17 protein-coding genes, 1 tRNA gene and 4 pseudogenes are annotated in these 22,591 nt (G+C 69.0%); 8 read left to right on the plus strand and 14 right to left on the minus strand.

Features of this window, described 5'->3' with window-relative positions; genetic code table 11:
* Positions 1-9 precede the first annotated feature (9 nt).
* The 3 genes from OHB04_RS19025 to nth form a co-directional block, all read right to left on the minus strand.
* Complete coding sequence (locus tag OHB04_RS19025) at positions 10-1,209, minus strand: MarP family serine protease (RefSeq protein WP_326688880.1); 1,200 nt, start codon at positions 1,207-1,209, stop codon at positions 10-12.
* Positions 1,210-1,416: 207 nt separating this feature from the next.
* Positions 1,417-2,121 (minus strand): NUDIX hydrolase, encoded by a 705-nt coding sequence (locus OHB04_RS19030; RefSeq protein ID WP_442814877.1) that lies wholly within the window; start codon positions 2,119-2,121, stop codon positions 1,417-1,419.
* On the minus strand, positions 2,118-3,260 hold the full coding sequence (gene nth, locus OHB04_RS19035) for an endonuclease III (RefSeq protein WP_326807876.1): 1,143 nt from the start codon (positions 3,258-3,260) through the stop codon (positions 2,118-2,120). The genes OHB04_RS19030 and nth overlap by 4 nt, the downstream gene beginning before the upstream one ends.
* Before the next feature lie 265 nt (positions 3,261-3,525).
* Here nth and OHB04_RS19040 point away from each other — a divergent pair, with 265 nt between their 5' ends.
* Positions 3,526-4,200 carry a Crp/Fnr family transcriptional regulator gene (locus tag OHB04_RS19040; protein WP_326688883.1) on the plus strand — a complete coding sequence of 225 codons (675 nt, stop codon included), beginning with the start codon at positions 3,526-3,528 and terminating at the stop codon, positions 4,198-4,200.
* Positions 4,201-4,383: 183 nt separating this feature from the next.
* Here the strand turns inward: OHB04_RS19040 and OHB04_RS19045 are convergent, their stop codons facing one another.
* The 4 genes from OHB04_RS19045 to OHB04_RS19060 all read right to left on the minus strand — a co-directional run bounded on the left by OHB04_RS19045 (position 4,384) and on the right by OHB04_RS19060 (position 7,077).
* Positions 4,384-5,238, minus strand: a complete 855-nt coding sequence (locus OHB04_RS19045) for an MBL fold metallo-hydrolase (RefSeq protein WP_326807877.1) — start codon at positions 5,236-5,238, stop codon at positions 4,384-4,386.
* The gene (locus tag OHB04_RS19050; protein WP_326688885.1) at positions 5,235-6,098 is read right to left on the minus strand and encodes an NUDIX hydrolase; all 864 of its coding nucleotides are present in this window, start codon (positions 6,096-6,098) and stop codon (positions 5,235-5,237) included. The genes OHB04_RS19045 and OHB04_RS19050 overlap by 4 nt, the downstream gene beginning before the upstream one ends.
* Before the next feature lie 356 nt (positions 6,099-6,454).
* Positions 6,455-6,919: a RidA family protein gene (locus OHB04_RS19055; RefSeq protein ID WP_326688886.1), complete on the minus strand. Its 465-nt coding sequence runs from the start codon at positions 6,917-6,919 to the stop codon at positions 6,455-6,457.
* Positions 6,916-7,077, minus strand: a complete 162-nt coding sequence (locus OHB04_RS19060) for a DUF4177 domain-containing protein (protein ID WP_165299738.1) — start codon at positions 7,075-7,077, stop codon at positions 6,916-6,918. Before OHB04_RS19060 ends, OHB04_RS19055 begins: the two co-directional genes overlap by 4 nt.
* Positions 7,078-7,204: 127 nt before the next feature.
* On the opposite strand from OHB04_RS19060, the gene OHB04_RS19065 reads away from it, so the two are divergent.
* Both OHB04_RS19065 and OHB04_RS19070 read left to right on the plus strand, forming a co-directional pair.
* The gene (locus OHB04_RS19065) at positions 7,205-8,200 is read left to right on the plus strand and encodes an ArsA-related P-loop ATPase (RefSeq protein ID WP_326688887.1); all 996 of its coding nucleotides are present in this window, start codon (positions 7,205-7,207) and stop codon (positions 8,198-8,200) included.
* Positions 8,201-8,316: 116 nt separating this feature from the next.
* A complete protein-coding gene (locus tag OHB04_RS19070; RefSeq protein WP_326809470.1) occupies positions 8,317-9,789 on the plus strand; it encodes an ArsA family ATPase in 1,473 nt (490 codons plus the stop codon).
* Between the two features lie 246 nt (positions 9,790-10,035).
* Here OHB04_RS19070 and OHB04_RS19075 read toward each other — a convergent pair whose 3' ends face one another.
* Positions 10,036-10,386, minus strand: coding sequence for a WhiB family transcriptional regulator (locus OHB04_RS19075; protein ID WP_326688888.1), 351 nt, complete (start codon positions 10,384-10,386; stop codon positions 10,036-10,038).
* A 501-nt stretch (positions 10,387-10,887) separates the two neighbouring features.
* Here OHB04_RS19075 and OHB04_RS19080 point away from each other — a divergent pair.
* Positions 10,888-13,170, plus strand: a complete 2,283-nt coding sequence (locus OHB04_RS19080; RefSeq protein ID WP_326807878.1) for a transglycosylase domain-containing protein — start codon at positions 10,888-10,890, stop codon at positions 13,168-13,170.
* Between the two features lie 233 nt (positions 13,171-13,403).
* Here the strand turns inward: OHB04_RS19080 and OHB04_RS19085 are convergent, their stop codons facing one another.
* Entirely contained in the window at positions 13,404-13,868 is a 465-nt protein-coding gene (locus OHB04_RS19085) for a GatB/YqeY domain-containing protein (protein WP_326807879.1), read from the minus strand.
* A gap of 296 nt (positions 13,869-14,164) precedes the next feature.
* Here OHB04_RS19085 and OHB04_RS19090 point away from each other — a divergent pair, with 296 nt between their 5' ends.
* Positions 14,165-15,109 carry a metallophosphoesterase gene (locus OHB04_RS19090; protein WP_326688891.1) on the plus strand — a complete coding sequence of 315 codons (945 nt, stop codon included), beginning with the start codon at positions 14,165-14,167 and terminating at the stop codon, positions 15,107-15,109.
* Positions 15,110-15,793: 684 nt separating this feature from the next.
* A tRNA-Pro gene (locus tag OHB04_RS19095) sits at positions 15,794-15,867 on the plus strand.
* A 136-nt stretch (positions 15,868-16,003) separates the two neighbouring features.
* Here OHB04_RS19095 and OHB04_RS19100 read toward each other — a convergent pair.
* The 4 genes and pseudogenes from OHB04_RS19100 to OHB04_RS41860 form a co-directional block, all read right to left on the minus strand.
* On the minus strand, positions 16,004-16,354 hold the full coding sequence (locus tag OHB04_RS19100) for a hypothetical protein (protein ID WP_326688892.1): 351 nt from the start codon (positions 16,352-16,354) through the stop codon (positions 16,004-16,006).
* Between the two features lie 375 nt (positions 16,355-16,729).
* A pseudogene (locus tag OHB04_RS19105) lies at positions 16,730-16,852 on the minus strand (site-specific integrase); the annotation flags it as partial.
* 504 nt (positions 16,853-17,356) lie between these two features.
* Positions 17,357-17,892, minus strand: a pseudogene (locus OHB04_RS41855) (LacI family transcriptional regulator); the annotation flags it as partial.
* Positions 17,893-17,979: 87 nt separating this feature from the next.
* A pseudogene (locus tag OHB04_RS41860) lies at positions 17,980-18,560 on the minus strand (IS701 family transposase); the annotation flags it as partial.
* A gap of 166 nt (positions 18,561-18,726) precedes the next feature.
* On the opposite strand from OHB04_RS41860, the gene OHB04_RS19115 reads away from it, so the two are divergent.
* Complete coding sequence (locus tag OHB04_RS19115) at positions 18,727-19,125, plus strand: type II toxin-antitoxin system PemK/MazF family toxin (protein ID WP_326688893.1); 399 nt, start codon at positions 18,727-18,729, stop codon at positions 19,123-19,125.
* 379 nt (positions 19,126-19,504) lie between these two features.
* Here the strand turns inward: OHB04_RS19115 and OHB04_RS19120 are convergent.
* Positions 19,505-20,647, minus strand: a pseudogene (locus OHB04_RS19120) (IS701 family transposase); the annotation flags it as partial.
* A 279-nt stretch (positions 20,648-20,926) separates the two neighbouring features.
* On the opposite strand from OHB04_RS19120, the gene OHB04_RS19125 reads away from it, so the two are divergent.
* A complete protein-coding gene (locus OHB04_RS19125) occupies positions 20,927-22,348 on the plus strand; it encodes a hypothetical protein (protein WP_326688894.1) in 1,422 nt (473 codons plus the stop codon).
* Positions 22,349-22,591: the final 243 nt, after the last annotated feature.

Consider the following 22,591-nt stretch of genomic DNA (forward strand, 5'->3'; position numbering starts at 1 on the left):
GGCCCGGTCTCACATGGCGCAGCCCTTGCTGTCGGCCTGCCGCTGGGCCGTACGGCCCTTGGTGATGTCCTCGCGCACCTCATCGGCGCTGAGGGCGTACCCGGTGTCGCTGTCGTCCAGGGACTTGGCGAAGATCACGCCGTAGACGCGGCCATCCGGTGTGAGCAGCGGCCCGCCCGAATTCCCCTCCCGGATGGTGGTGTAGAGCGAGTACACGTTCCGTGTGACCGTGCCACGGTGGTAGATGTCCGCGCCGCTGGGCTGCATACGGCCGCGCACGCGCGCGGCCCGCACGTCGAAGGCGCCGTTCTCCGGGAAGCCCGCGACGATGGCGCTGTCGCCGCTGACCGCGTCCTGTGCGGCGAAGCGCAGCGCGGGCGCGTTCAGCCCGGGGACCTTGAGGACGGCGATGTCCCGCTTCCAGTCGTAGAGCACGACCCGTGCGTCGTAGCGCTGTCCCTCGCCGCCGATCTGCACGGTCGGCTTTTGCACGCCGCCGACGACGTGAGCGTTCGTCATCACCTTGTCGTGCGAGAAGACGAAGCCGGTGCCCTCCAGCTCCTTGGCGCAGCTGGGCGCGGTACCGACGACCTTGACGATGCTGCGCTTTGCCCGCTGGGCCACCGGGCCGGAGGCCAGCTCGGGGTCCGGCGGCGGCACGTCGCGGATCTGCTCGTTGGAGAAGGGCGAGAAGACCTGCGGGTAGCCGTTCTTGGCCAGCACGGAGGAGAAGTTCGCGAACCAGCTGCTGGCCTGCTGGGGCATCACCCGCGAGATGCCGAGCAGCACGTTGGAGCCGCGCACCTCCTTGCCGAGGGTCGGCAGCGCCGTACCGGCCATCGCGGCACCGATCAGCCAGGCGACGACGAGCATGGCCAGCACGTTGACGAGGGCACCGCCGGTTGCGTCCAGGGCGCGCGCGGGCGACCAGGTGATGTACAGGCGCAGCTTGTTACCCAGGTGCGTGGTGAGCGCCTGGCCGACGGACGCGCAGATGATCACGAGGATCACCGCGCTCACGGCCGCCACCGTGCCCGGTCTGTTCCCGTCCGTGAATTGGTCCCACAGCAGCGGCAGGACAAGCAGCGCGACCAGTCCGCCCGCCATGAAGCCGAGGACGGAAAGGATGCCGACGACGAACCCCTGGCGGTATCCGATGACCGCGAACCATACGGCTGCCAGCACCAGCAGTAAGTCCAGCACGTTCACCGAATCAGCCTCGCCTCGGATCCACCTGACAGTACGATCGCCGCTCCCGCGAGGAGAGCGGGCCGCTCTGCGAAAAGAGCGGGAGAGATACCGTCTCATGTGCGCGGGGCGGCTCTGTCACGTGTCCTGGGGCTTCGGGGGGAACGGTCATCTGTGCCGGGCCCGGGAGAGGGCCCGCAGGCGGGGAGGCCGGGACGGCGGCGTCGGTCATGTGTGCCAGTCGAGCGGGACCCGGCGGTTCTGGTCCCAGGGGCGCTCCCACCCGGCGAAGTGCAGGATCCGGTCGATCACACCCGCGGTGAAGCCCCATACGAGCGCGGAGCCCACGCGGAAGGCAGGGCCCGCGTGTCCGGCCGGATGCACGGCCATGACGCGGTGGGCGGGGTCGGTCAGGTCGGCCACCGGCACGGTGAACACCCGCGCCGTCTCCCCCGGATCCACCGGCGTGACGGGTGTGGGGCGGCGCCACCAGCCGAGCACGGGTGTGACGACGAAGCCGCTCACCGGGATGTAGAGGCTCGGCAGGACGCCGAACACCTGCACGCCCGAGGGGTCGAGCCCGGTCTCCTCCTCGGCCTCCCGCAGCGCGGCCCGCAGCCGGCCCTCGCCCTGCGGATCCCCGTCCTCCGGATCGACGGAACCGCCGGGGAAGGAAGGCTGGCCCGCGTGCGAGCGCAGGCTGGAGGCCCGCTCCATCAGCAGCAGCTCGGGACCCCGGGGGCCCTCGCCGAAGAGCACCAGCACGGCGGAGGGGCGGCCTCCGCCGTCGGGGGGCGGCAGGAAGCGGCTGAGCTGACTCGCCTCGACGGTCCGCGCGGCGTCCCGTACGGGCACCAGCCATTCGGGCAGACCGTGGTCGCTGACCTCCACGGGCACGGGGGAATCCCCGTGTGTGGACCTCGCGCTCGTCACTGGGCGGCACCGGCGGCCGGGGCACGGGAGGGCAGGGGCGGCGCCGGCTGTCCGGGGTAGTCGGCCGGCGGTTTGAGCCGCTGCCCCGGCTGGCCGCCCATCTCGTACTTGAGCAGCTTCTTGGCCTTCTCCGGGTCGGTCTCGCCCTCGCCGTAGGAGGGGCACAGCTCGGCGATGGGGCACGCGCCGCAGGCGGGCTTACGGGAGTGGCAGATGCGGCGGCCGTGAAAAATGGTGCGGTGCGAGAACATCGTCCACTCGCTCTTGGGGAGCAGCGCGTCAATCTCCTGCTCGACCTTGACCGCGTCGGTCTGCTCGGTGAGCTTCCAGCGGCGCACCAGACGGCCGAAGTGCGTGTCCACGGTCAGGCCCGGGACGCCGAAGGCGTTCCCCAGCACCACGAACGCGGTCTTGCGGCCGACACCGGGCAGGGTGACGAGCTCGTCGACGGTGCCGGGAACCTCGCCGCCGAAGTTGTCGCGCAGGGCGGCGGACAGGCCCAGGAGGGACTTCGCCTTGGAACGGAAGAATCCGGTGGGCCGGATCAGCTCCTCCAACTCCTCCGGATTGGCCGCCGCCATGTCCTCGGGGGTGGGGTACGAGGCGAAGAGCGCGGGCGTCGTCTGGTTGACCCGCAGGTCCGTGGTCTGCGCGGACAGGACGGTGGCGACGAGCAGCTCGAAGGGGTTCTCGAAGTCCAGCTCGGGGTGCGCGTAGTAGTACACATCGGCCAGCGCTTCGTTGATCCGGGCGGCGCGGCGGGCCCTGGACGCCTTGGACTCGGTAGAGGTGCCGCCGGATGCCTTCTTGGCGGCCGGCTTCTTGGCGGCCGGCTTCTTGGTGGCGGGCTTCTTGGTGGCCGATTTCTTCGCGGCGGTGTTGACAGGCGCCTTCTTCGCAGCGGTGTGGACAGGCGCCTTCTTCGCAGCGGTCTTGGCAGGCGCCTTCTTCGCGGCGGTCTTGTTCGCCGCCGGTGTGGCCTTCTTGGCGGTGGCTCTGGTGGCGGTCTTCTCGGCGGTGGCCTTGGTGCCCGCTGTCTTCTTGGCCGCTGTTTTCCTGGCCGGGGCCTTCTTCGCCGCCGTCTTCTTCGCCGCCGTCGGGCCGCCCGTCGCCCTCTTGGCCGCCTCGCGTTCGCTCACAGCGGAATCCTCCGTCACCGTCACCCGCCCAGCCCCCTCTCTGTCCGTGCACTTCCCGGGGTGGTGGACACTCGGCCAGACTAAAGGGGCCCACCGACATTCGCGGCGCACACAGCCGATCCACGGCCCTAGCGGGACCTGCCTTGGGGGTCACTGCGTGCGTGCGTCAAACTTGTGACTGATTGCTGTGACTGATCGCACTGTTTCACCGTCCGGCATCATGGGTTCCACGGATCCCATGGGCAGGTCGACAAGGAGAGAACTCGTGGACGACGTTCTGCGGCGCGCCCCGCTCTTCGCGGCGCTCGATGAGGAGCAGGCCGCTGAGCTGCGTGCCTCCATGGCGGAGACAACGCTGGCTCGCGGTGAGGCCCTCTTCCACGAGGGTGACCCGGGGGACCGCCTCTATGTGGTGACCGAAGGCAAGGTGAAGCTGCACCGCACCTCGCCGGACGGACGCGAGAACATGCTCGCTGTTCTCGGCCCCGGTGAGCTGATCGGTGAGCTGTCCCTGTTCGACCCGGGCCCACGCACGGCGACGGCCTCCGCGCTGACCGAGGTCAAGCTGCTGGGCCTGGGCCACGGCGACCTCCAGCCGTGGCTGAACGCCCGCCCCGAGGTCGCGACGGCGCTGCTGCGCGCCATCGCACGGCGGCTGCGGCGCACCAACGACTCCATGTCCGACCTGGTCTTCTCCGACGTGCCCGGACGAGTGGCCAAGCAGCTGCTCGACCTGTCGCGGCGCTTCGGGGTGCAGTCCGAGGAGGGCATCCACGTCGTGCACGACCTGACGCAGGAGGAGCTGGCCCAGCTGGTCGGCGCCTCCCGCGAGACCGTGAACAAGGCGCTGGCCGACTTCGCCGGGCGCGGCTGGCTTCGGCTGGAGGCCCGCGCGGTCATCCTGCTGGACATCGAGCGGCTGGCGAAGCGCTCCCGCTGACCGCCCGGCACGTGCCGCCGCCCGGATCCGATCCGTGACGGTAAGGGGCATCCTCTCTGGAGGGTGCCCCTTACGCGTGTGCCCTTTACGCACGTCCCGTGGCCCGCGAGTGTCCCCGTGGCGCCGGAGGATGCGAGAACGGGGTGCGCGTCCTCGGCACCTCTTGGATCAGCTGCTCGACACCTATCGGGCTGGCCCGCGTCCGCGTGAGATCAGCCCGTGTTCGCGCAGGTAGTCGAGCTGTGCCCGTACGGAGAGTTCCGCCGCCGGCCACAGCGAGCGGTCCACGTCGGCGTAGACGTGCGCGACGACCTCGGATGCCGTGCGGTGGCCCGCCTCGACGGCCGTCTCGACCTGGGCGAGCCGCTTGGCGCGGTGGGCCAGGTAGAAGTCGATGGCGCCCTGTGCGTCATCCAGTACCGGCCCGTGCCCCGGCAGGATCCGGCTGACCCCGTCGTCCACCGTCAGGGAGCGCAGCTCGCGCAGGGAGTCGAGGTAGTCGCCGAGCCGCCCGTCCGGATGAGCGACGACTGTGGTGCCACGGCCCAGCACCGTGTCACCCGTCAGCACGGCGCCGTCGGCGGGCAGGTGGAAGGAGAGCGAGTCGGCCGTGTGCCCGGGTGTGGGGACCACGTGCAGTTCCAGGCCGCCCGTGGTGACGACGTCGCCCACGCCGAGCCCCTCGCCGCCCAGCCGCAGCGCCGGGTCGAGGGCCCGCACCGGAGTGCGGGTCAGCTCCGCGAACCGCGCCGCGCCCTCGGCGTGGTCCGGATGCCCGTGCGTGAGCAGGGTGAGCGCGACGCGCCTGCCGGCCCGTTCGGTGGCGGCGATGACGGCGCGCAGGTGGGAGTCGTCCAGGGGCCCGGGGTCGATGACGACGGCGAGATCCGAGTCCGGTTCGGCGACGATCCAGGTGTTGGTGCCGTCGAGGGTCATGGCCGAGGGGTTGGGAGCGAGCACGCAGTGGGCGCGTGGGCCTGCCTGCCCGCTGATCACCCCGCCTCGCGGCTGTCCGGGAAGGGCTGCGGCGTCGGTCATGCCGGATCGATCCTCTTGGTGAACTCGTCGTGTCCCGGCCAGCTCAGCACGATCTCCCCGCCCTCCAGGCGGGCCCGTGCGAGGACCGGGGTCAGGTCGCGGTCCGCCGCCGCTGCCAGGGCTTCGGCGGCCGTCGCGTACGGGAGCAGCTCCCGCAGCGCGGAGATGGTGGGCGGCATCATCAGCAGCTCGCCCCTGTCGTAGCCCGCGGCGGCCTCCTCGGGGCGTACCCAGACGGTGCGGTCGGCCTCGGTGGACGCGTTGCGGGTGCGCTGGCCCTCCGGGAGGGCGGCCACGAAGAAGAACGTGTCGTAGCGCCGCTTCTCGAACTCGGGCGTGATCCAGCGCGCCCAGGCCCCCAGCAGGTCGGCACGCAGGACGAGGCCCCTGCGGTTGAGGAAGTCGGCGAAGGACAGCTCGTGGGCCACCAGAGCGGCCCTGTCGGCCTCCCAGTCCTCCCCCGTGGTGTCCGCCACGACCGTGCGCGGGTCCGGCCCGGCCAGGAGCACCCCGGACTCCTCGAAGGTCTCCCGGACAGCGGCACACACGATGGAGCGCGCCGTCGCCTCGTCCGTGCCGAACCGCTCGGCCCACCGCGCGCCGGTGGGTCCCGTGCTGTCGGTCGCGCGTGCGTCACGCGGGTCGACGGAACCGCCCGGATAGGCGTACGCGCCGCCCGCGAACGCCATGGAGGCACGGCGGCGCAGCATGTGGACGGCCGGTCCTTCGGGAGCGTCACGCAAAAGCATGACGGTCGCGGCTCTTCGCGGGGCGACGGGCGTGAGTTCGCCCGCTGCCATGGCGCGGATACGCTCCGGCCACTCGGACGGGTACCACTGGCCGTTCTGGGTGGACGACATGGCCGGATGCTACGGCCCACCGCGTCGATGTTCGAGAGGCGACCGACGTGCCGGCATCCGGTCGCACGGGCTGGAAGTGCGCATATCCGGTCACGCGAGCCGATCATGCGGGCATCCGGTCACGCGGAACATCGCCCGGCATCCGGTCGCGCCAACGTCACCGGCGACCTCGGGGTGGCATCCGGTCACGCGCGACCGTCCGGCGCGGCATCCGGAGGCCAGCGGGGAACGGCCGACGGGCCGACCCCGAGGACCCGACGGCCGTGTGCGCCGTCAGGCCGTCCGGATCGGCCCTTTCCGTCCCGTGCGGAAGCCCGCCCCTGCGGCAGCCCGGTCAGAGGGCTGCCGGACGGCGCTCAGTCGGCCAGCTCGACCTGGGCCTCGACCTCCACGGGCGCGTCCATCGGCAGCACGGCGACGCCGACGGCGCTGCGCGCGTGCACGCCCTTCTCACCCAGGACCTCGCCGAGCAGCTCGCTCGCGCCGTTGATGACACCGGGCTGGCCGGTGAAGTCCGGCGCGGAGGCGACGAATCCGGTGACCTTGACGACACGTGCGACCCGGTCGAGGTCCCCGGCGACCGACTTCACCGCGGCCAGCACGTTCAGCGCGGCCGTACGCGCCAGCTCCTTCGCCTCCTCGGGGGTGACCTCGCCGCCGACCTTCCCGGTCAGCGGGAGCGTGCCCTCGACCAGGGGGACCTGGCCCGCGGTGTAGATGTACTTGCCCGACTGCACCGCGGGCACGTAGGCACCCGCGGGGGTGGCGGTCACCGGCAGCGTCAGGCCGAGCTCCGCCAGCTTGTCCTCGACCGCGCTCACGCTTCCTTCTCCCGCTTCAGGTATGCCACGAGCTGCTCGGGGTTGTTCGGCCCGGGCACGACCTGGACCAGCTCCCAGCCGTCCTCGCCCCAGGTGTCCAGGATCTGCTTGGTCGCGTGCACGAGGAGCGGCACGGTCGCGTATTCCCACTTCGTCATGGGGACGACCCTAACGGCTGCGGCCACCCCCGCACGGGCGCGGTGGTTCCGGCTGTTCAAGCCCGGAAGAGGCTTCCGCGGGGAACCCGGCGCGTAGGCGGGGCGCGCGCTGGTTAGGCTCCCAGCCGTGAGCAGGCTTCACGTAGTGACCGGCAAGGGCGGGACCGGCAAGACGACGGTCGCCGCCGCACTAGCGCTGGCTCTGGCCGACGGCGGGCAGCGCACGCTGCTCGTCGAGGTCGAGGGCAGGCAGGGCATCGCCCAGCTCTTCGAAACCGAGCCGCTTCCCTACGAGGAACGCAAGATCGCCGTCTCGCACGGCGGCGGCGAGGTGTACGCGCTGGCCATCGACGCGGAGAGGGCGCTGCTGGACTACCTCCAGATGTTCTACAAGCTCGGCAGCGCCGGCCGCGCGCTCAAGCGCCTGGGCGCCATCGACTTCGCGACGACCATCGCGCCGGGGCTGCGCGACGTGCTGCTGACCGGAAAGGCGTGCGAGGCGGTGCGGCGCAGGGACAAGCACCAGCGTCCCGTCTACGACGCCGTGGTGATGGACGCGCCGCCCACCGGCCGCATCGCCCGCTTCCTGGGCGTGAACGAGGAGGTGGCCGGACTGGCGAAGGTCGGCCCCGTCCACAACCAGGCGCAGGCCGTGATGCGGGTCCTCAAGTCGCCGGAGACGGCGGTGCACCTGGTGACGCTGCTGGAGGAGATGCCGGTCCAGGAGACCGTCGACGGCATCACCGAGTTGCGCTCGGCCGGGCTGCCCACCGGAAGCGTGGTGGTCAACATGGTCCGCCCGAGGCTGCTGGACGAGGAGCACCTGAAGGCAGCGGACGGGCACAGGGCCGAGGTCGCGCGCGCCTTCGCACGCGCCGGCCTGGGCGGCGCACGGCGCGGAGGGCACGCCGAGCGCCTCGTCGCACCGCTTCTGGAGCAGGGCAGGGAGCACGCGGAGCGCGTCGGGCTGGAGCGGGGGCTGCGCGAGGAACTGCGCGAGCAGGGCCTTCCCATGCGGGAACTGCCCCTGCTGAGCGAGGGAGTCGAGCTGGCGGGCCTGTACGGCATGGCCGGCGAGCTGCGCGCCCAGTGGCAGACCGGAACCGGCGGGAGGCAGCGATGAGCCGCACAGAGCGCGAGAGGGGCCCCTCGGTCTCTCAGGAGGCGGCAGAGGCAGCGGAGGCGGCAGCGGCCACAGACGCGGCGGAGACCCCCGCACCCGGCGAGGGGACGGCACCCATGGACCCGCTGGACGCCAAGGCCCTGGACATCGACCCGCTCCTGGAGGACCCCAACACCCGCATCGTCGTCTGCTGCGGCTCCGGTGGGGTCGGCAAGACGACCACGGCTGCGGCGCTGGGCGTGCGGGCCGCCGAGCGCGGTCGCCGCGCCGTCGTACTGACGATCGACCCCGCCCGCCGCCTCGCGCAGTCGATGGGCCTCTCGGAGCTGGACAACACCCCGCGCGAGGTCCCGGGCGTCGACACCTCGGCGGGCGGCGAACTGCACGCCATGATGCTCGACATGAAGCGCACGTTCGACGACATAGTCGAAGCGCACGCGGATCCCGACCGCGCCAAGGCGATTCTGGAAAACCCCTTCTACCAGTCGCTGTCCGCCGGATTCGCGGGGACGCAGGAGTACATGGCGATGGAGAAGCTGGGGCAGCTGCGCTCCGGCGACGAGTGGGACCTGATCGTCGTGGACACCCCGCCCTCGCGCTCGGCGCTGGACTTCCTGGACGCCCCCAAGCGGCTGGGCTCCTTCCTGGACGGGAAGTTCATCAAGCTGATGATGGCTCCGGCCCGGGTCGGCGGCCGGGCCGGCATGAAGTTCGTGAACCTGGGGATGGCGGGCCTGTCGATGTTCACGGGCGCGCTCAACAAGCTTCTGGGCGCCGGGCTCCTGCGGGACGTCCAGACCTTCGTCGCCGCCATGGACACCATGTTCGGCGGCTTCCGTACCCGCGCCGACGCCACCTACCGGCTGCTCCAGGCGCCGGGCACGGCCTTCTTGGTGGTGGCGGCACCCGAGCGGGACGCGCTGCGCGAGGCCGCGTATTTCGTGGAACGGCTGGCCGCCGACCGGATGCCCCTCGCCGGACTGGTGCTCAACCGGATGCACGGGAGCGAGGCGGCCGGACTGAGCGCCGAGCGGGCCCTCGCCGCCGCCGAAAATCTTGAGGACGGCGGCATTGTGGATCGCGGCCAGGGGAAGGGTGGAGGACACAGCGCCCCGTCGGCCGGTCCAGAGGATCCCGAGGACGGCTCCCCCGCCTTCGAGGACCCCGGCTCCGCCGGATCCGTCACCACCTCACGAGCCTCTCGCACGACCCACGCCGATGCCGCCACGCCCGCCGAGCAGGCGGGCACCGCCCGCGCGAGCGGGGAGACCGACACCACCGGGGGGAACGAGAAGACACAGCGAACGACGCCGGACGCGCGTATGGGCGCACCTGACGGCAGCACAGCGCCCGACGAGGACGCCGACGACACCACCGCGGCCGACGACACCGCCACGCTGGCCGCGGGGCTGCTGCGGCTGCACGCAGAACGCATGCGGCTGCTCGCGCGCGAACGACGTACCCGCGACCGCTTCACCGCGCTGCACCCCGAGGTGCCCGTGGCGGAAGTGACCGCCCTGCCGGGCGACGTGCACGACCTTGAAGGCCTGCGCACGATCGGTGAGCGGCTGGCCCAGCAGCAGCGGTGAGCTGCTCGCGCTGCTGCGTGCCGACTCCGGGCAGGCTGAAGCGCTTGGCCGCGCCGGACTGCCTCGTGGACCTGTGGACCTCGCAGACCTCGGGGTGAATCACCTCGTGGGGGTTCGCCTCATCCGGGTCGAACGGCCTCGTCGCGACCCGCAGCGCCTCGTCGGCCCGTGAATCCGCAGCTGAATCGCTGCACCTCAGCGATTCACATGACACTGGATGTGTTGGAGCGGCCTTGGAGCCGGGGTCTATCCCACAGCTGCATAGTCCTGGTCGTAGTCGTGCTCATCGTCCATGTCCACGGGCAGTACGCCGCCCGTGCTGCGCTCATACTCCGAGCGCGCCGTTTCCAGCAGGCGGCGCCAAGAGGTGACCGTGGGGCGACGGCGCAGCAGCGCTCTCCGCTCCCGCTCGGTCATCCCGCCCCACACGCCGAACTCCACACGGTTGTCCAGAGCGTCCGCGAGGCATTCCGTGCGGACGGGGCAGCCGGTGCATACGGCCTTGGCGCGGTTCTGCGCCGCTCCTTGCACAAACAGCTCATCTGGATCCGTCGTGCGGCAGGCTGCCTGCGCACTCCAGTCTGTAACCCAGCTCATTGCCGGTGCCGTCCTCTCCCGAATCGAGGCTCCCCCACGGCGGCGAACGGCATATTCACCGTTGCCAGTTGAGGACGTTACGGAAGGCGGACAGGGCGCAACACCCCCTTCGGGCCCAATCTTGAATGGCCCGAACGGACTATGCGTATGCGGCAGATCACCCAACGGAGTGAGCGGACGACAAGCACGACCTTCCCGGCAGATCCGGGCAGTTCAACAGCCTGACTGCTCAAATGGGCGGCTCTGGAAGGGCAGCCGGCGGCCTGTCCGGCAATTGTCACTACAGATTTCTTCTGGCATATGACCGCTCACGAGGCAGCCCTCATCACTCACTTGAGTGAGCTGGAGGGCAAGGAAGAGCTGCGTGGTGGGGAACCACTGATGTGACGGGTGGGAGGACGAGAACGAGCCACAGCTTAGGTGACCTCTCTCGCCCCTGTCCGGCGTTTGCCACGCTTCTCCACGGGATTCCGGGGGTGTACTCGTCGTAGGCTCTTCCCCATGGCTAAGAAGCGCGCGGGCCGAGGGCTGAGTGGCCCCCAGCAGATCGCCAAGTTCGTCGGTGTCAGTGTGCTGGCGGGGGCGGTGATGGCAGGGCTCGCGCTGCCCGCTGTCGGAACGCTGGGCCTCGCCGCCAAGGGCACGGTCGAAGGCTTCGACGAGTTGCCCGTCAACCTCAAGCGCCCCCCGCTCAGCCAGCGCACCACGATCCTGGACCGGCAGGGCGGTGAGATCGCCAAGGTCTATTCGCGCGACCGTACGGTCGTGGACCTCAAGAACATCTCGCCCTACATGCGCAAGGCGATCGTCGCCATCGAGGACGCGCGCTTCTACCAGCACGGCGCGGTCGACCTCAAGGGCGTGCTGCGCGCGGTGAACCGGAACGCGCAGTCGGGCCAGGTCTCGCAGGGCGCCTCGACCCTCACCCAGCAGTACGTCAAGAACGTCTTCGTCGAGGAGGCGGGCAACGACCCCGACAAGGTCGCCCGCGCCACCCAGCAGACCATCGGCCGGAAGATAAAGGAGCTGAAGTACGCGATCCAGGTCGAGGAGGAGCTGGGCAAGAAGCGGATCCTGGAGAACTACCTCAACATCACCTTCTTCGGCCAGCAGGCCTACGGGGTCGAGGCCGCCTCGCAGCGGTACTTCTCCAAGTCGGCCAAGGACCTGAAGCTGGAGGAGGCCGCGCTGCTCGCCGGGATCGTCCAGTCCCCGACCCGGTACGACCCGGTCAGCAACGGGCAGGAAGCGAAGAAGCGGCGCGACGCCGTGCTGAGCCGGATGGCCGTACACCACGACGTCAGCAAGGCCAAGGCCGCCGAGGCGAAGAAGAAGCCGATCAAACTGGCCGTCAGCAAGCCCAAGAACGGCTGCATCACCGCCACCAAGGGCTCCGGATTCTTCTGTGACTACGTACGCCAGGTCTTCTTGAACGACCCCACCTTCGGAAAGACCCGCAAGGTGCGCGCCAAGCGGTGGAACCAGGGCGGCCTCACGGTCAAGACCACGCTCGACCCGAAGTCCCAGGAGTCGGTCAAGGCGTCCATCGAGTCGCATGTGAACAAGTCCGACAAGGTCGCGACAGCCGCCTCGATCGTGGAGCCCGGCACCGGCAAGATCCTGGGGATGGGTCAGTCCCGGCCGTACGGCTTCGGGAAGAACGAGACGCAGATAAACCTCTCGGTGGACAGGAGCATGGGCGGCGGCGCCGGATACCAGCCAGGTTCGACCTTCAAGCCCGTGATAGCCGCAGCGGCGCTGGACAGGGGAATGAGCCCCTACAAGTCGTACCCCTCGCCGTACCGCATGCAGTACCCGTCCCCGGTGAAGACCTGCCGCGGCGACTGGCAGGGCAAGGCTCCGGTCGAGAACGAGAACAGCACTGAGGTCGGGCCGTACCGGATGAAGGAAGCGACCGCGAAATCGGTCAACACCTACTTCGTCTCGCTCATAAGCGAAACCGGTATCTGCCCCGTCACCGACATGGCGAAGAAGATGGGCATCGAGCGCGCCGACGGCAAGAAGATCGACCAGGTGCCGTCGATCTCGCTCGGCACCCAGGAGATGTCGCCGCTGACCATGGCCGAGGGCTACGCCACGTTCGCCAACCGTGGCGTGCACTGCACTCCCGTCGCCATCGAGTCGATCACCGACGCGCGGGGCAAGAAGCTGCGCGTGCCGAAGTCGAAGTGTGAGCGCGCGATGAAGACCAAGACCGCCGATACGGTCAGCGCCCTGCTGCGTGGCGTGGTCGAGGACGGCACCGGCAAGAAGGCCGGCCTGTCGGGCAGGGACAGCGCGGGCAAGACGGGTACGACGGACGAGCGGTACGCCGCCTGGTTCGTGGGCTACACGCCGAACATGTCCGGCGCCGTATGGGTCGGCGACCCGACGCACCGCACCCAGATGACCAACATCACCATCGGCGGGGTGCCGTACGACAAGGTCTTCGGTGGCGAGGTCCCCGGCCCGATCTGGCGGGACGCGATGACCGGCGCGCTGGCGGGCAAGCCGTCGCCCGACTTCCACCACGTGCCCATCCGGGACGGCGGCAAGAAGAAGCCGAAGCCGCCGAGGCGCGATGGCGGTGGCCGTGGTGGCGGTGGCGGTGGCCAGGGCGGCAACTCCGGCGACAACAAGCCGGATGATCCCTGGCCGGACGTTCCGGACGTCGTCGGCGGAAACGACAACGGCGGGGCCGCGAACGGCAACGGCGGTGGCGGCGGCGGCTGGCCGGGTGGCAACGAAGGTGATCCCGGTGGTGGCGGCTGGGACTGGCCGTAGCCGCGCGCTGCGGGTGCCGACGGCGGCTGCCCTGACAGTGGGTGCCGGCGGCGTCTGACAGCGGCCATCCGGTGCGAGGAAGCATGAGTAAGGGGCGCCCTTCTGGAAGGGCGCCCCTTACTCATGCGCTCACGCGCTGTGGGTGCTCGCTGTAGGTACTGCTGGCGCTTCGGGCCCTCGTCCTCTGGCCTCGTAGGGCCCGGACCCGGACCCGGACCGGGGCCCGGGGGTCGCTAGCCTGCCAAGCGCTTCTTCACCACTGCGGCGACCCGGCCGCCCTCGGCACGGCCCGCCACCTTCGGATTGACGATCTTCATGACGGCGCCCATCGCGCGGGGACCCTCGGCTCCGGATGCCTGCGCCTCGGCGACCGCCTCCCCGACCAGCGCCTCCAGCTCCTCGTCGGAGAGCTGCTGGGGCAAGTAGCGCGCGAGCACCTCGCCCTCGGCGCGCTCCCTGTCGGCCTGCTCGGCACGACCGCCGCCCGCGAACGCCTCGGCCGCCTCACGCCGCTTCTTCGCCTCGCGGGCGATGACCTTCTGCACCTCGTCGTCGGAGAGTTCACGCGCGCTGGTGCCCGCGACCTCCTCCTTCGTGATCGCGGTCAGGGTCATACGGAGGGTGGCGGAACGCAGCTCGTCGCGCTCCTTGATCGCTGCGGTCAGGTCGTCCTGCAGCCGGGACTTGAGCGTGGTCATGGAGGTCAGTGTGCCAGGATCCGGCCAAAGCTTGCCCGGGATAAACGGTCGGGGTCGGGGCCGGGGGGGGCGGGGACGCCAGGGCGCCAGGGCGGGACAGGCTCTGAACGTCGTATCGCGGGCGGCGGACGGCTCGGGCGGCGGGCGGCGGACGGCGGGCGTCGGCTGACCGGCTCGCCCCGCTGGGTCGGCCGGCTGGTGGGCCGACCGCCGGCTGACTCGCTGGCTGGTCCGCCGGCTGGCTCGCTGGCCTGGACTCGCTGCGTGGGGTCTGCCGGGTCTGCGACCATGGGCCCATGCGCGCGCGATACCGGATTCCCCTCAAGACAGCAGTCGGCGTCACGGCACTCGGCGCGGCGTGCGTCGGGTATGCGGCGGGGGTGGAAGTCCGCTCGTTCCGGCTGCGACGGGTCTCTGTGCCCGTACTGCCGCGCGGCATGCACCCGCTGCGCGTCCTACAGGTCTCCGACATCCACATGGTCGGCGGGCAGCGCAAGAAGCAGCGCTGGCTGCGCGATCTGGCGGGTCTGCGCCCGGACTTCGTGATCAACACCGGGGACAACCTGTCCGACCCCGAGGGTGTCCCCGAAGTACTGGACGCGCTGGGCCCGTTGATGGAGTTCCCCGGGGCGTACGTCTTCGGTTCGAACGACTACTACGGGCCAAAACTGCGCAACCCCGCGAAGTACCTCCTGGAGAAGGCGAGCGGCCGGCACGGTCTGAACGGGAACCCGCCCGCGGTCAGCGCGGTCCACAACCCGTGGGAGGACCTGCGGGACGCGTTCGACGCGGCGGGCTGGACCGGCCTGTCCAACGCCAGGGGCCGCATCAAGCTCGACGGCGGCCAGGAGATCGCGCTGACGGGGCTCGACGACCCACACATCAAGCGCGACCGCTACAGCGAGGTCGCGGGCGGCCCGGAGACCGAGGCGGACCTCTCTCTCGCCGTCGTACACGCTCCGTATCTGCGCGTGCTCGATGCGTTCACCGCCGACCGCTACCCGCTGATCCTCGCGGGGCACACCCACGGCGGCCAGCTTTGCGTCCCCTTCTACGGAGCGCTCGTCACCAACTGCGACATCGACACCGACCGGGTGAAGGGTCTGTCCTCGCACCGGGCGGGCGGCCATGAGTCCTATCTGCACGTCAGCGCGGGCTGCGGCACGAACCGGTACACCCCCGTCCGCTTCGCCTGCCCCCCGGAAGCGACGCTCTTGACGCTCACCGCCCGGGAGGCGTAGGACGCCGCCCACGCGGACGACGACGAGGCAGGCTCCGGCTCGCGGCTCCTCTTGGCCGCGACGCCCGACGCCATCCAGTTGCTCACCCTGCGCGACGGGAGGGCTGCGCCCACGGCTCCCCTCCCCCCTCTCCCCCTCCCCGCGATCAGCGTTTTCGGCGGACCGCGTTCGCGCGTTCGCGCGTTCGCGCTTCCGCGCTGACGGTGGCGGCGGTCACTGCCGGACTGAACGAGGCCCTCAGCGTCTCCGAGATCGCATTCGAGATCGCATTCGAGATCGCCTCGAGCTCACTTTCGACTTCGTGAAGTGGTGCGGGCGGCGTATCTGCTGTGGCTCGTCGGCCGGACGATCCCCACGGCCGAACGGTGCGGCGGCGACAGGCCCGCTTCTTCACCGTCTTCCTGCCGCAGTTTCTGGCGCCCCGCGCGGCGCAGCACGTCAAGGTGCGCTCCTCACGGCGGGCAGCGCGTACATCGCCATCGAGATCTGCTCCGCCTGGCGACTTCGCCGCCCTCGGCGGTCACCTGCGCGAACGCACCCGCCGTGCCCCCCAACCCCCTCACCGGCCCTCGATTGCCGGCCGGCCACCGAACACCACTGTCCCCCCTGCCAGCCCCGCCCCTCCCCGCCCAAAACCGGATTTCGCCTCAGCGCTCCGCTGGGCTAAAGTAGTCTCCGTTGCTTCGGGGTGTAGCGCAGCTTGGCAGCGCGCTTCGTTCGGGACGAAGAGGTCGTGGGTTCAAATCCCGCCACCCCGACAGAGAAGTACCAGGTCAGGGCCCGTCTTCCGGTAGGAAGACGGGCCCTGATTCGTGCTGGGTGACTAACTGAGTGACTACGACCTCGCGTAGTAGCCGCAGACCCCGGCAGCCGGGCCGCGGCTTGAGTGCGTGATCAAGCACATGAGCCGTTGTCCTCAATGCTGGTCGCAGTGATGCAGGACGTACCGACGGGCTCACCCGCACGGTCAGAGACCTGCAAGACAGTCTTCTCTCCTCGGTTGTCCCACCAGAGATCAACCGCCTCGGCCAAGACGAATGTCTTCGCGTTCAGAGCGAGACTGCGCTCCAACTCGTCATCGTCTCCGGCATCGATCGCTTGATTATCAACTGTGGGGTAGTCCGAGGTGACCTCAAGAGCGAGGTAGACCTTCTGCTTCACCCCCCTCCACTGCTTCAGATGCCGAACTTCCCTCTTCTGTACTGGCGTCCCGAACTTCGCGATGAACTTCTTGAAGTCCTCCATGGATGTGGGATCACTAGCCACCTCCCGAAGCGACTTCGTCAGCTTGGGTGGCCGCCCGCCCTTCGCCGCATCTGATGATGGTCGCTTCTCGTCCCGTGAGACGGGCTGCGAGGGCTCCTCACCAGAACCGCCCGTTTCCCCGTCCGTGCCGCATGCCTGTAACGGGAGACACAGCAACAAGGCGGCACCCAAAGCCGCTCCTCCACGCATACCTCTGCTCTTATGAATCAACGTGCTTCCCCCCAAGACACGCACCAGACAGCCACTTTGCGTATCAGGCTGAGATCGCAGGATAAGCAGACTTTGCACGCCATAGCAGTAGGTTCGGTGCATCTGTTCGCCACAGATACACCGAACCTCAGCCCTTATGCACGGCTATGAAGGTGAGCCAAAGATGCCGTCCATCGCGACCGCTCCCGTCTGAATCAAGGGGCGAATCTGCTTCCGGTAGACCTCCTCCGTGACGGCCGTCCCGGAGTGACCGACCAGCCGTGAGATAAGTCCGTGCTCGACGCGGCACACGAAATTGGATGGCGGCTGCTCACGTTCCATACCGTCGCGATGGCCACTGCGGCTCTCCCGGGCTGAAGAGGACGCAGATGCAGTTGAGCGACGAGGGCCATCGGCAGTCCGCGCGAGCGAGATGGCTCGAGTGGGGGTCGCGGCGGTGATCGGTGCATGGATGGGCGCTCAGGTGGATGGGGCAGCGTGAAGCTGGGGGGGGAGCAGTTCGCGTAGGGCACTGGCCGCGTCGAGTTCCTGTCAGCGAGGGCGTCCAGCTAAGTGGGGCTCAGCGGCGACGGTCGCCGTCTCTTCTTAAAACTCCGGGCGACTGAGACCCGGGCCTTCCCACGTAACACGGTCTGTCCCTTTTCGGGACAGCGCGCTTGTCCCCCTACGGGACGACGTGCTTGTGCCGAACAGGGACAGACCCAGGTGTCGTCCTCGTAGGCGCCGAGGTCCGCTCTGCCCCCGCAACGACGCTGCGAGGACAGAATGGAGCTACCTGAGGGCGACCGCTCGTGTGAGGAGGAGGTCGTTGAGCACGTGTGTCTGCGACGTCGGGCACATCGCGAGCCGGGCGTCGAGCGCCGCTTCCCATTGTTGGGTCAGGCCGACCATGAGACGCCGGCGCATGCCGGGGGGACGTGGGCGTAGCGCGCCGAGACTGAGCCGTCGATGTGGCCCATGCGTTCGTCCATGAGGACCTTCTCGGTGCCGACGTCCTCCATCATCGTACGGTGGGTGTGGCGCAAGCCGTGGGGTGTGAGGCCCTTGGCGATCGGGAGCCAGCAGGCGTCGGCCCGGTCGGTTGCGCCACGGCCGCGAGCCGGGATGCCCGGCCACGGCTCTCCAAGGATCGGCACCGGGCGGGCCTCCTGGGGCGCCTTCTTCGGGTACCAGCCGGAGACCGCCGGGGTAAACAGCCACGTGGCGAAGCCGTTGCGGCGCCAGTGGGCCGCGTGCTCCGACGGGGCGCCTCCCCGCACGAACCCGAGTTCTGCGATGGCAAGTTCAACGCGGACGCGCGTTTCCTCCGCGCGGAACTTCCCGGCGCCGGTGGTGACTTCGTGCGAGCAGGCCACCGCGAGGACGTAGCCGGTGCCGCGTTCCTCCAGCGCGGTTCGCAGCGTCGGGTTGCCGCCGTAAACCTCGTCACCGGCGACCCAGGCGGCCCGGTGCCCGGCGTCCAGGAACCGGGCGACCATGCGAGCGGCCAGCTCCGGCTTGGTCGCGAACCCTGTCTCCTCGCCGAGCCCGGCGGCGCGGCAGCGGTCGGGGCGGAGGTCCAGGAGCGCGGAATGTACAGTTCCCGGTCCACCGCGGCGTGCCCACGCCGGCCTGCGTAGACCAGGCAGACGGCGACCTGGGCGTTCTCGATCCTGCCCGCGGTGCCGGTGTACTGGCGCTGGACGCCGACCGTGCCGGTGCCCCTCTTCACGTCGCCGGTCTCGTCGACCACCAGAACCGCCTGGTCGTCGTGCAGGTGCTCCACCACGTAGCCGCGTACGTCGTCGCGGACCTGGTCGGCGTCCCACTTGGCCCGCCCGAGCAGGTGTTGCATGCCGTCCGGGGTGGCCTCCCCGGACCACTCGGCGATGGTCCAGCAGTTCTTACGCGGCAGGTCCGACAGCAACCCGAGCACCAACCGTCCGGCCCTGCGCCGGGGTTCGACTCGCGTGAACCGGCCTGCGATCCGGCTCATCAGGCCCTCGAACGCCTCCTGGCAGCGGGCAGGGTCTAAGCTGTGACCTGCGGCCACCGCATGATCGTTTGTCTTCACACACCGATGGTCAACGGTGGCCGCACCCGTCTCCACAGCGCGTCAGGGTCGTGCAGCGTTCGTCTGCCGTCCTGTGTCAGGAGGACATGTGCAGCGTGGCGAAGTCTGGTGGGTCGAGTTCGACGAGCGGCGGCTGGTCGTACTGCTGTCGGCAGACGACGCGTCCGGGATCCGGGCGATGCAGGTCGTCGCGCCGGCGGGCGTCGACATCAGCGGTCTGGGCGTCGAAGTGCAAGTAGGCGCCATGGAAGGACTGCCCTTTGAAGGCGTACTGCGGTTCGCACTCCCGCGTCCAGGCTTCACCCCCTGCACGTGGCTGACCACCATGTCCCGGGACGACCTGATCGAGCGGGCAGCCGTCCTGTCCTCCGCGAAGCTCAGCGAGATCGAGGATGCCCTCCGCCTCGGCGGACAGGCGAAAGAGTGGACCCCGGCGACAACCGCGAAGCTCAGCGAGATAAAGGACGCCCTACGTACGTCTCGGTGAACTCGAGTAGGCGGACAACGCCCCCCCCCGATGGCGTGGTCGATCTCGTCCAGATGATCGACACTGGCCACCTGTCTCCTCGGCGCCCTCACCATCGAGATCACGAACTACGGCTGGAGTACTAGTACTCCAGTTGCAGTTTGCTATTCCTGCTGGTCGGAGGCTTGTTTTCAAGTGTAGCGAGCTGACTGTGCGTCATGTGGCTGGAGTTCGTGATGGCGGGTGCGGCGTTGGTAGTGGCAGTGTTTGGCGGTGGCCTGGTGGCGCCGCCGGAAGCGGGACCATCTCCGGGCATGATGCGTGTGCTGGCGGTGGCCTGTTCCAGGACGGCAAGCTGCCATGAGCTTGCGGATTTCTGCCAGGCTGAGCGGGATGAGGAAAGATCCGTTTCTGCGGCCCCCCTTTCAATGGCTTCGGCGGCGGCCATGGCGGCGAGGAAGGCGTGAGCGAGCATCGCGAGGGTGATGTGCCGGTACCAGCCCGGGTAGCGCCGGACTTCGTACTGGTCGAGGCCGCATTCGTTCTTCGCGCTCTGGAAGCAGGACTCGATCGCCCAGCGGCTGCCGGCCACGGTGACCAGCTGATTCACCGTGGTCCCCGTGGGCGCGTACGCCAGGTAGTAGGCGATCTCGTCCGGGCGGGCGATGCTGCGGCGGGCCAGCACCCACCTGCGGTGCGAGGGCTCATCACCCTCGAAGAACGGGACGGCCGGGAGCTGGGCTGCTGCCCAGTCGTAGATGCGCGGGCCTTTGGCCCCGTCGCCGCAGGAGAGCCGTTCCCAGGCGTCATCAGGCGCGTCACCGATGAGCTGGTCGATGCGCCAGCACCCGGCCAGGGACTTGACCTGCTGTGATTTCGGCACGGCGACGACGTAGCCGAGTCCGGATTCCTCGAGCATGCGGCGGAAGTTGCAGTCCTGACCGTAGAGTGCATCCGCGGTCACCCACGCGATGGACAACGGCGAGGCCAGTGCCCGGGTGACCAGGTTCCGGGCGAGCTCGGTCTTGGTGGCGAACGCCCGGCTCTCGGGCACCCCTGCCGCTCGGCACCGCTCCCGGTCACACGTCCAGGACTTCGGCAGGTACAGCTCCCGGTCCACCAGGGTCCGGCCCCGCGTCGAAGCATAAGCCGCGAACACCGCGACCTGGCAGTTTTCTGTGCGTCCTGCCGTGCCCGAGTACTGCCGTTGCACCCCGGCCGAAGTGCTGCCTTTCTTGAGGAAGCCCGTCTCGTCGATGATCAGGACACCGTCGGGCTCGCCGAGGCGTTCGGCCACGTATTCCTGCAGGTCGTCACGGATCTCGTCCGGATCCCACCGGGCCCGGTTCAGCAGGTGCTGCAGTCCGGCCGGCACGTCGTGGCCGACGTACTCGGCCAGTTGCCAGCCATTCTTCCTGCCGACAGGACCGAGCAGCCCGCGCACGTAGTCCCGCATCCGCCGCCGCAGGTCGACCCGGCCGAACCGGTGACCGACCCGCAACAGCACCTCCTCCAGCTCATGAGCCCAGATATCGGGCCGCACATCATCTCGCACGATCAGCACAACAGCGATCACATGCCGACGGTCACGAACTCCAGCCACATGACGCACAGTCAGCTCGCTACACTTGAAAACAAGCCTCCGACCAGCAGGAATAGCAAACTGCAACTGGAGTACTAGGAAACGAAGCCACCGAGAGGGCCCGACAGTGCCCCGCCGGGCCACGAGGATCGACGCATGGATTTGAAGTGCACTCTCGCGCCGCCATGGCCTGAATCACATTCTTGTCGGCGATATCCGCGGTTCTTACTGTCCCATGGCATGGACTCCACAGCTTCTGGCGTGATCAGGCGCCTCGGTGACCTTCTGGCCGTGCAGGTGAACTCGTCACCCGAGCTCTTTGCTGGGGTGGAAAAGGCAGCCACTGCCGTCGACCGCGAGCGAGTCAAGAAGAAGACCACGAACGAGGGCCACGGCCCACGCAAACCGGACCTACGTCCAATGCCCCGAGCAGAGCGTGCTCCTTTGCGTATAACTCCGTGGGACCTGCTCGCGATGTTCGCGCGCGCTACGACCCTGGCCCGGCAGGGACGAGGCAGGGGGCTGGCTGAGCACTGGCAGGGGCTCAAATACTGCCGGGCCTTCACGGCCGACCGGCATGGGAGCCTACGTCTCACCGATGACGGGAAGGCTCCCGAACTGTCCTATCGGGCCATGCAGGCGAGGGAGCTGGGCCGGGCGTTCGGGCTCGCTGTCGCAGAAAGGGTGTTGCACGAACGGTATCCGGACTTCCTGATCAGCATCGTCGATGCGGAAACCGTCCTGCTTCCTGGCTTCGCGCGGACCAAGCCGGCCGGGACTCTTGGCGCGAGACCGCGGCCGGACTTTCTGCTGGAGGTATGGCGCCCCGGGGAAGCTTCCCGAATCTTCGTGGTCACAGTGAACGGCAACCACCAAGCTGTGAAGCCGAAGACCTCCGCAAGCTCCCGCACGACATACAGACAACTGGCCCGGGGCAGTGAGCGCGTGGAGCGACTCCATCTGGGACAGCGGAACGAGACTCCCACGCTCATGACTTCGACCGAGTTCCTGGCGACTGCCGGTGTGACGGTTCACGTCCTGCACACAAGAGGCGGTGTCGAGCTCCCGGTACGGCCGAGATCCGGGGCGGGTTCAGCCGATGTGGCTATCGGGCGTAGAGCTCTGCCGTACGTGGACTCCATGGCCATCCCGACGACACGCGGCGCGGAACGGCACAACGCCTTCTTGATCCCTGAGAAGGAATTCTCCTGGTTCGGTCAAGTGGTAGCCCGGGCCCACGCAGCCGGGCAGCTCTCACTGGCTGGCGGCGGAGGGACAGTCGGCCAATATCTGATCGATGAGCAGGGCGGCAAGCACTTCAGCGAAACAACCTTCGCCGGGACCGCCAGTGTTCACGACGCGAAAGTCTCTTTCGGGAAGGAGTCATACGTCGGTACTGATCAGGTCTTCCGTATCAACGGCACACGCGTTGAAGCGTTCTCCGGCATGGCCACAGATCTCTACGATCTGCTCGCGGAGGGCAAAGTGGAGGAGTACCGCCGACGGGCGTACGAACGCCAAAAGGACTGGCCGGAACCGGACGACATCGACGACTGGGGTGCGAGTTCCTTCCGGCCGGACGGCACTGCGCTCGCGATACGGGTGGTGCCGAAGACGGCATCCCGCGACGACCGGTCCCCAGGGTCACCCACATCAGTTTGAGAGGCGGCGAGGTCGGACGATCCCACCTATGACTCTCCACCAAGCTTTGTAGCGGGGACTCGGGCGTCACCAGTCTGAAGGTACGTCGAAAGCCTCTGGTCGTGGTGGTCTCACTACAGGGCTCTTTGCTTCCGTCTCCACGAGCTGCTGGATCCTCGTAGGCGCTGATATCTCGACAGTCAGCTCGGACACGTCTCCTCCGACGCTCAGGGGTGGCCGGATGCCGTCCCCCCATGCGCCCCT

Source organism: Streptomyces sp. NBC_01775 (assembly GCF_035917675.1).
Classification (GTDB): domain Bacteria; phylum Actinomycetota; class Actinomycetes; order Streptomycetales; family Streptomycetaceae; genus Streptomyces.

What these genes read in the sequence shown, in the direction of transcription:
- OHB04_RS19090 (WP_326688891.1), top strand. Translation starts at nt 14,165, where the DNA reads ATGCGCGCGCGATACCGGATTCCCCTCAAGACAGCAGTCGGCGTCACG.
- OHB04_RS19060 (WP_165299738.1), bottom strand. Translation starts at nt 7,077, where the DNA reads ATGACGAAGTGGGAATACGCGACCGTGCCGCTCCTCGTGCACGCGACC.
- OHB04_RS19045 (WP_326807877.1), bottom strand. Translation starts at nt 5,238, where the DNA reads ATGACCGACGCCGCAGCCCTTCCCGGACAGCCGCGAGGCGGGGTGATC.
- OHB04_RS19080 (WP_326807878.1), top strand. Translation starts at nt 10,888, where the DNA reads ATGGCTAAGAAGCGCGCGGGCCGAGGGCTGAGTGGCCCCCAGCAGATC.
- OHB04_RS19100 (WP_326688892.1), bottom strand. Translation starts at nt 16,354, where the DNA reads ATGGAGGACTTCAAGAAGTTCATCGCGAAGTTCGGGACGCCAGTACAG.
- OHB04_RS19050 (WP_326688885.1), bottom strand. Translation starts at nt 6,098, where the DNA reads ATGTCGTCCACCCAGAACGGCCAGTGGTACCCGTCCGAGTGGCCGGAG.
- OHB04_RS19075 (WP_326688888.1), bottom strand. Translation starts at nt 10,386, where the DNA reads ATGAGCTGGGTTACAGACTGGAGTGCGCAGGCAGCCTGCCGCACGACG.
- OHB04_RS19125 (WP_326688894.1), top strand. Translation starts at nt 20,927, where the DNA reads ATGGACTCCACAGCTTCTGGCGTGATCAGGCGCCTCGGTGACCTTCTG.
- OHB04_RS19085 (WP_326807879.1), bottom strand. Translation starts at nt 13,868, where the DNA reads ATGACCACGCTCAAGTCCCGGCTGCAGGACGACCTGACCGCAGCGATC.
- OHB04_RS19070 (WP_326809470.1), top strand. Translation starts at nt 8,317, where the DNA reads ATGGACCCGCTGGACGCCAAGGCCCTGGACATCGACCCGCTCCTGGAG.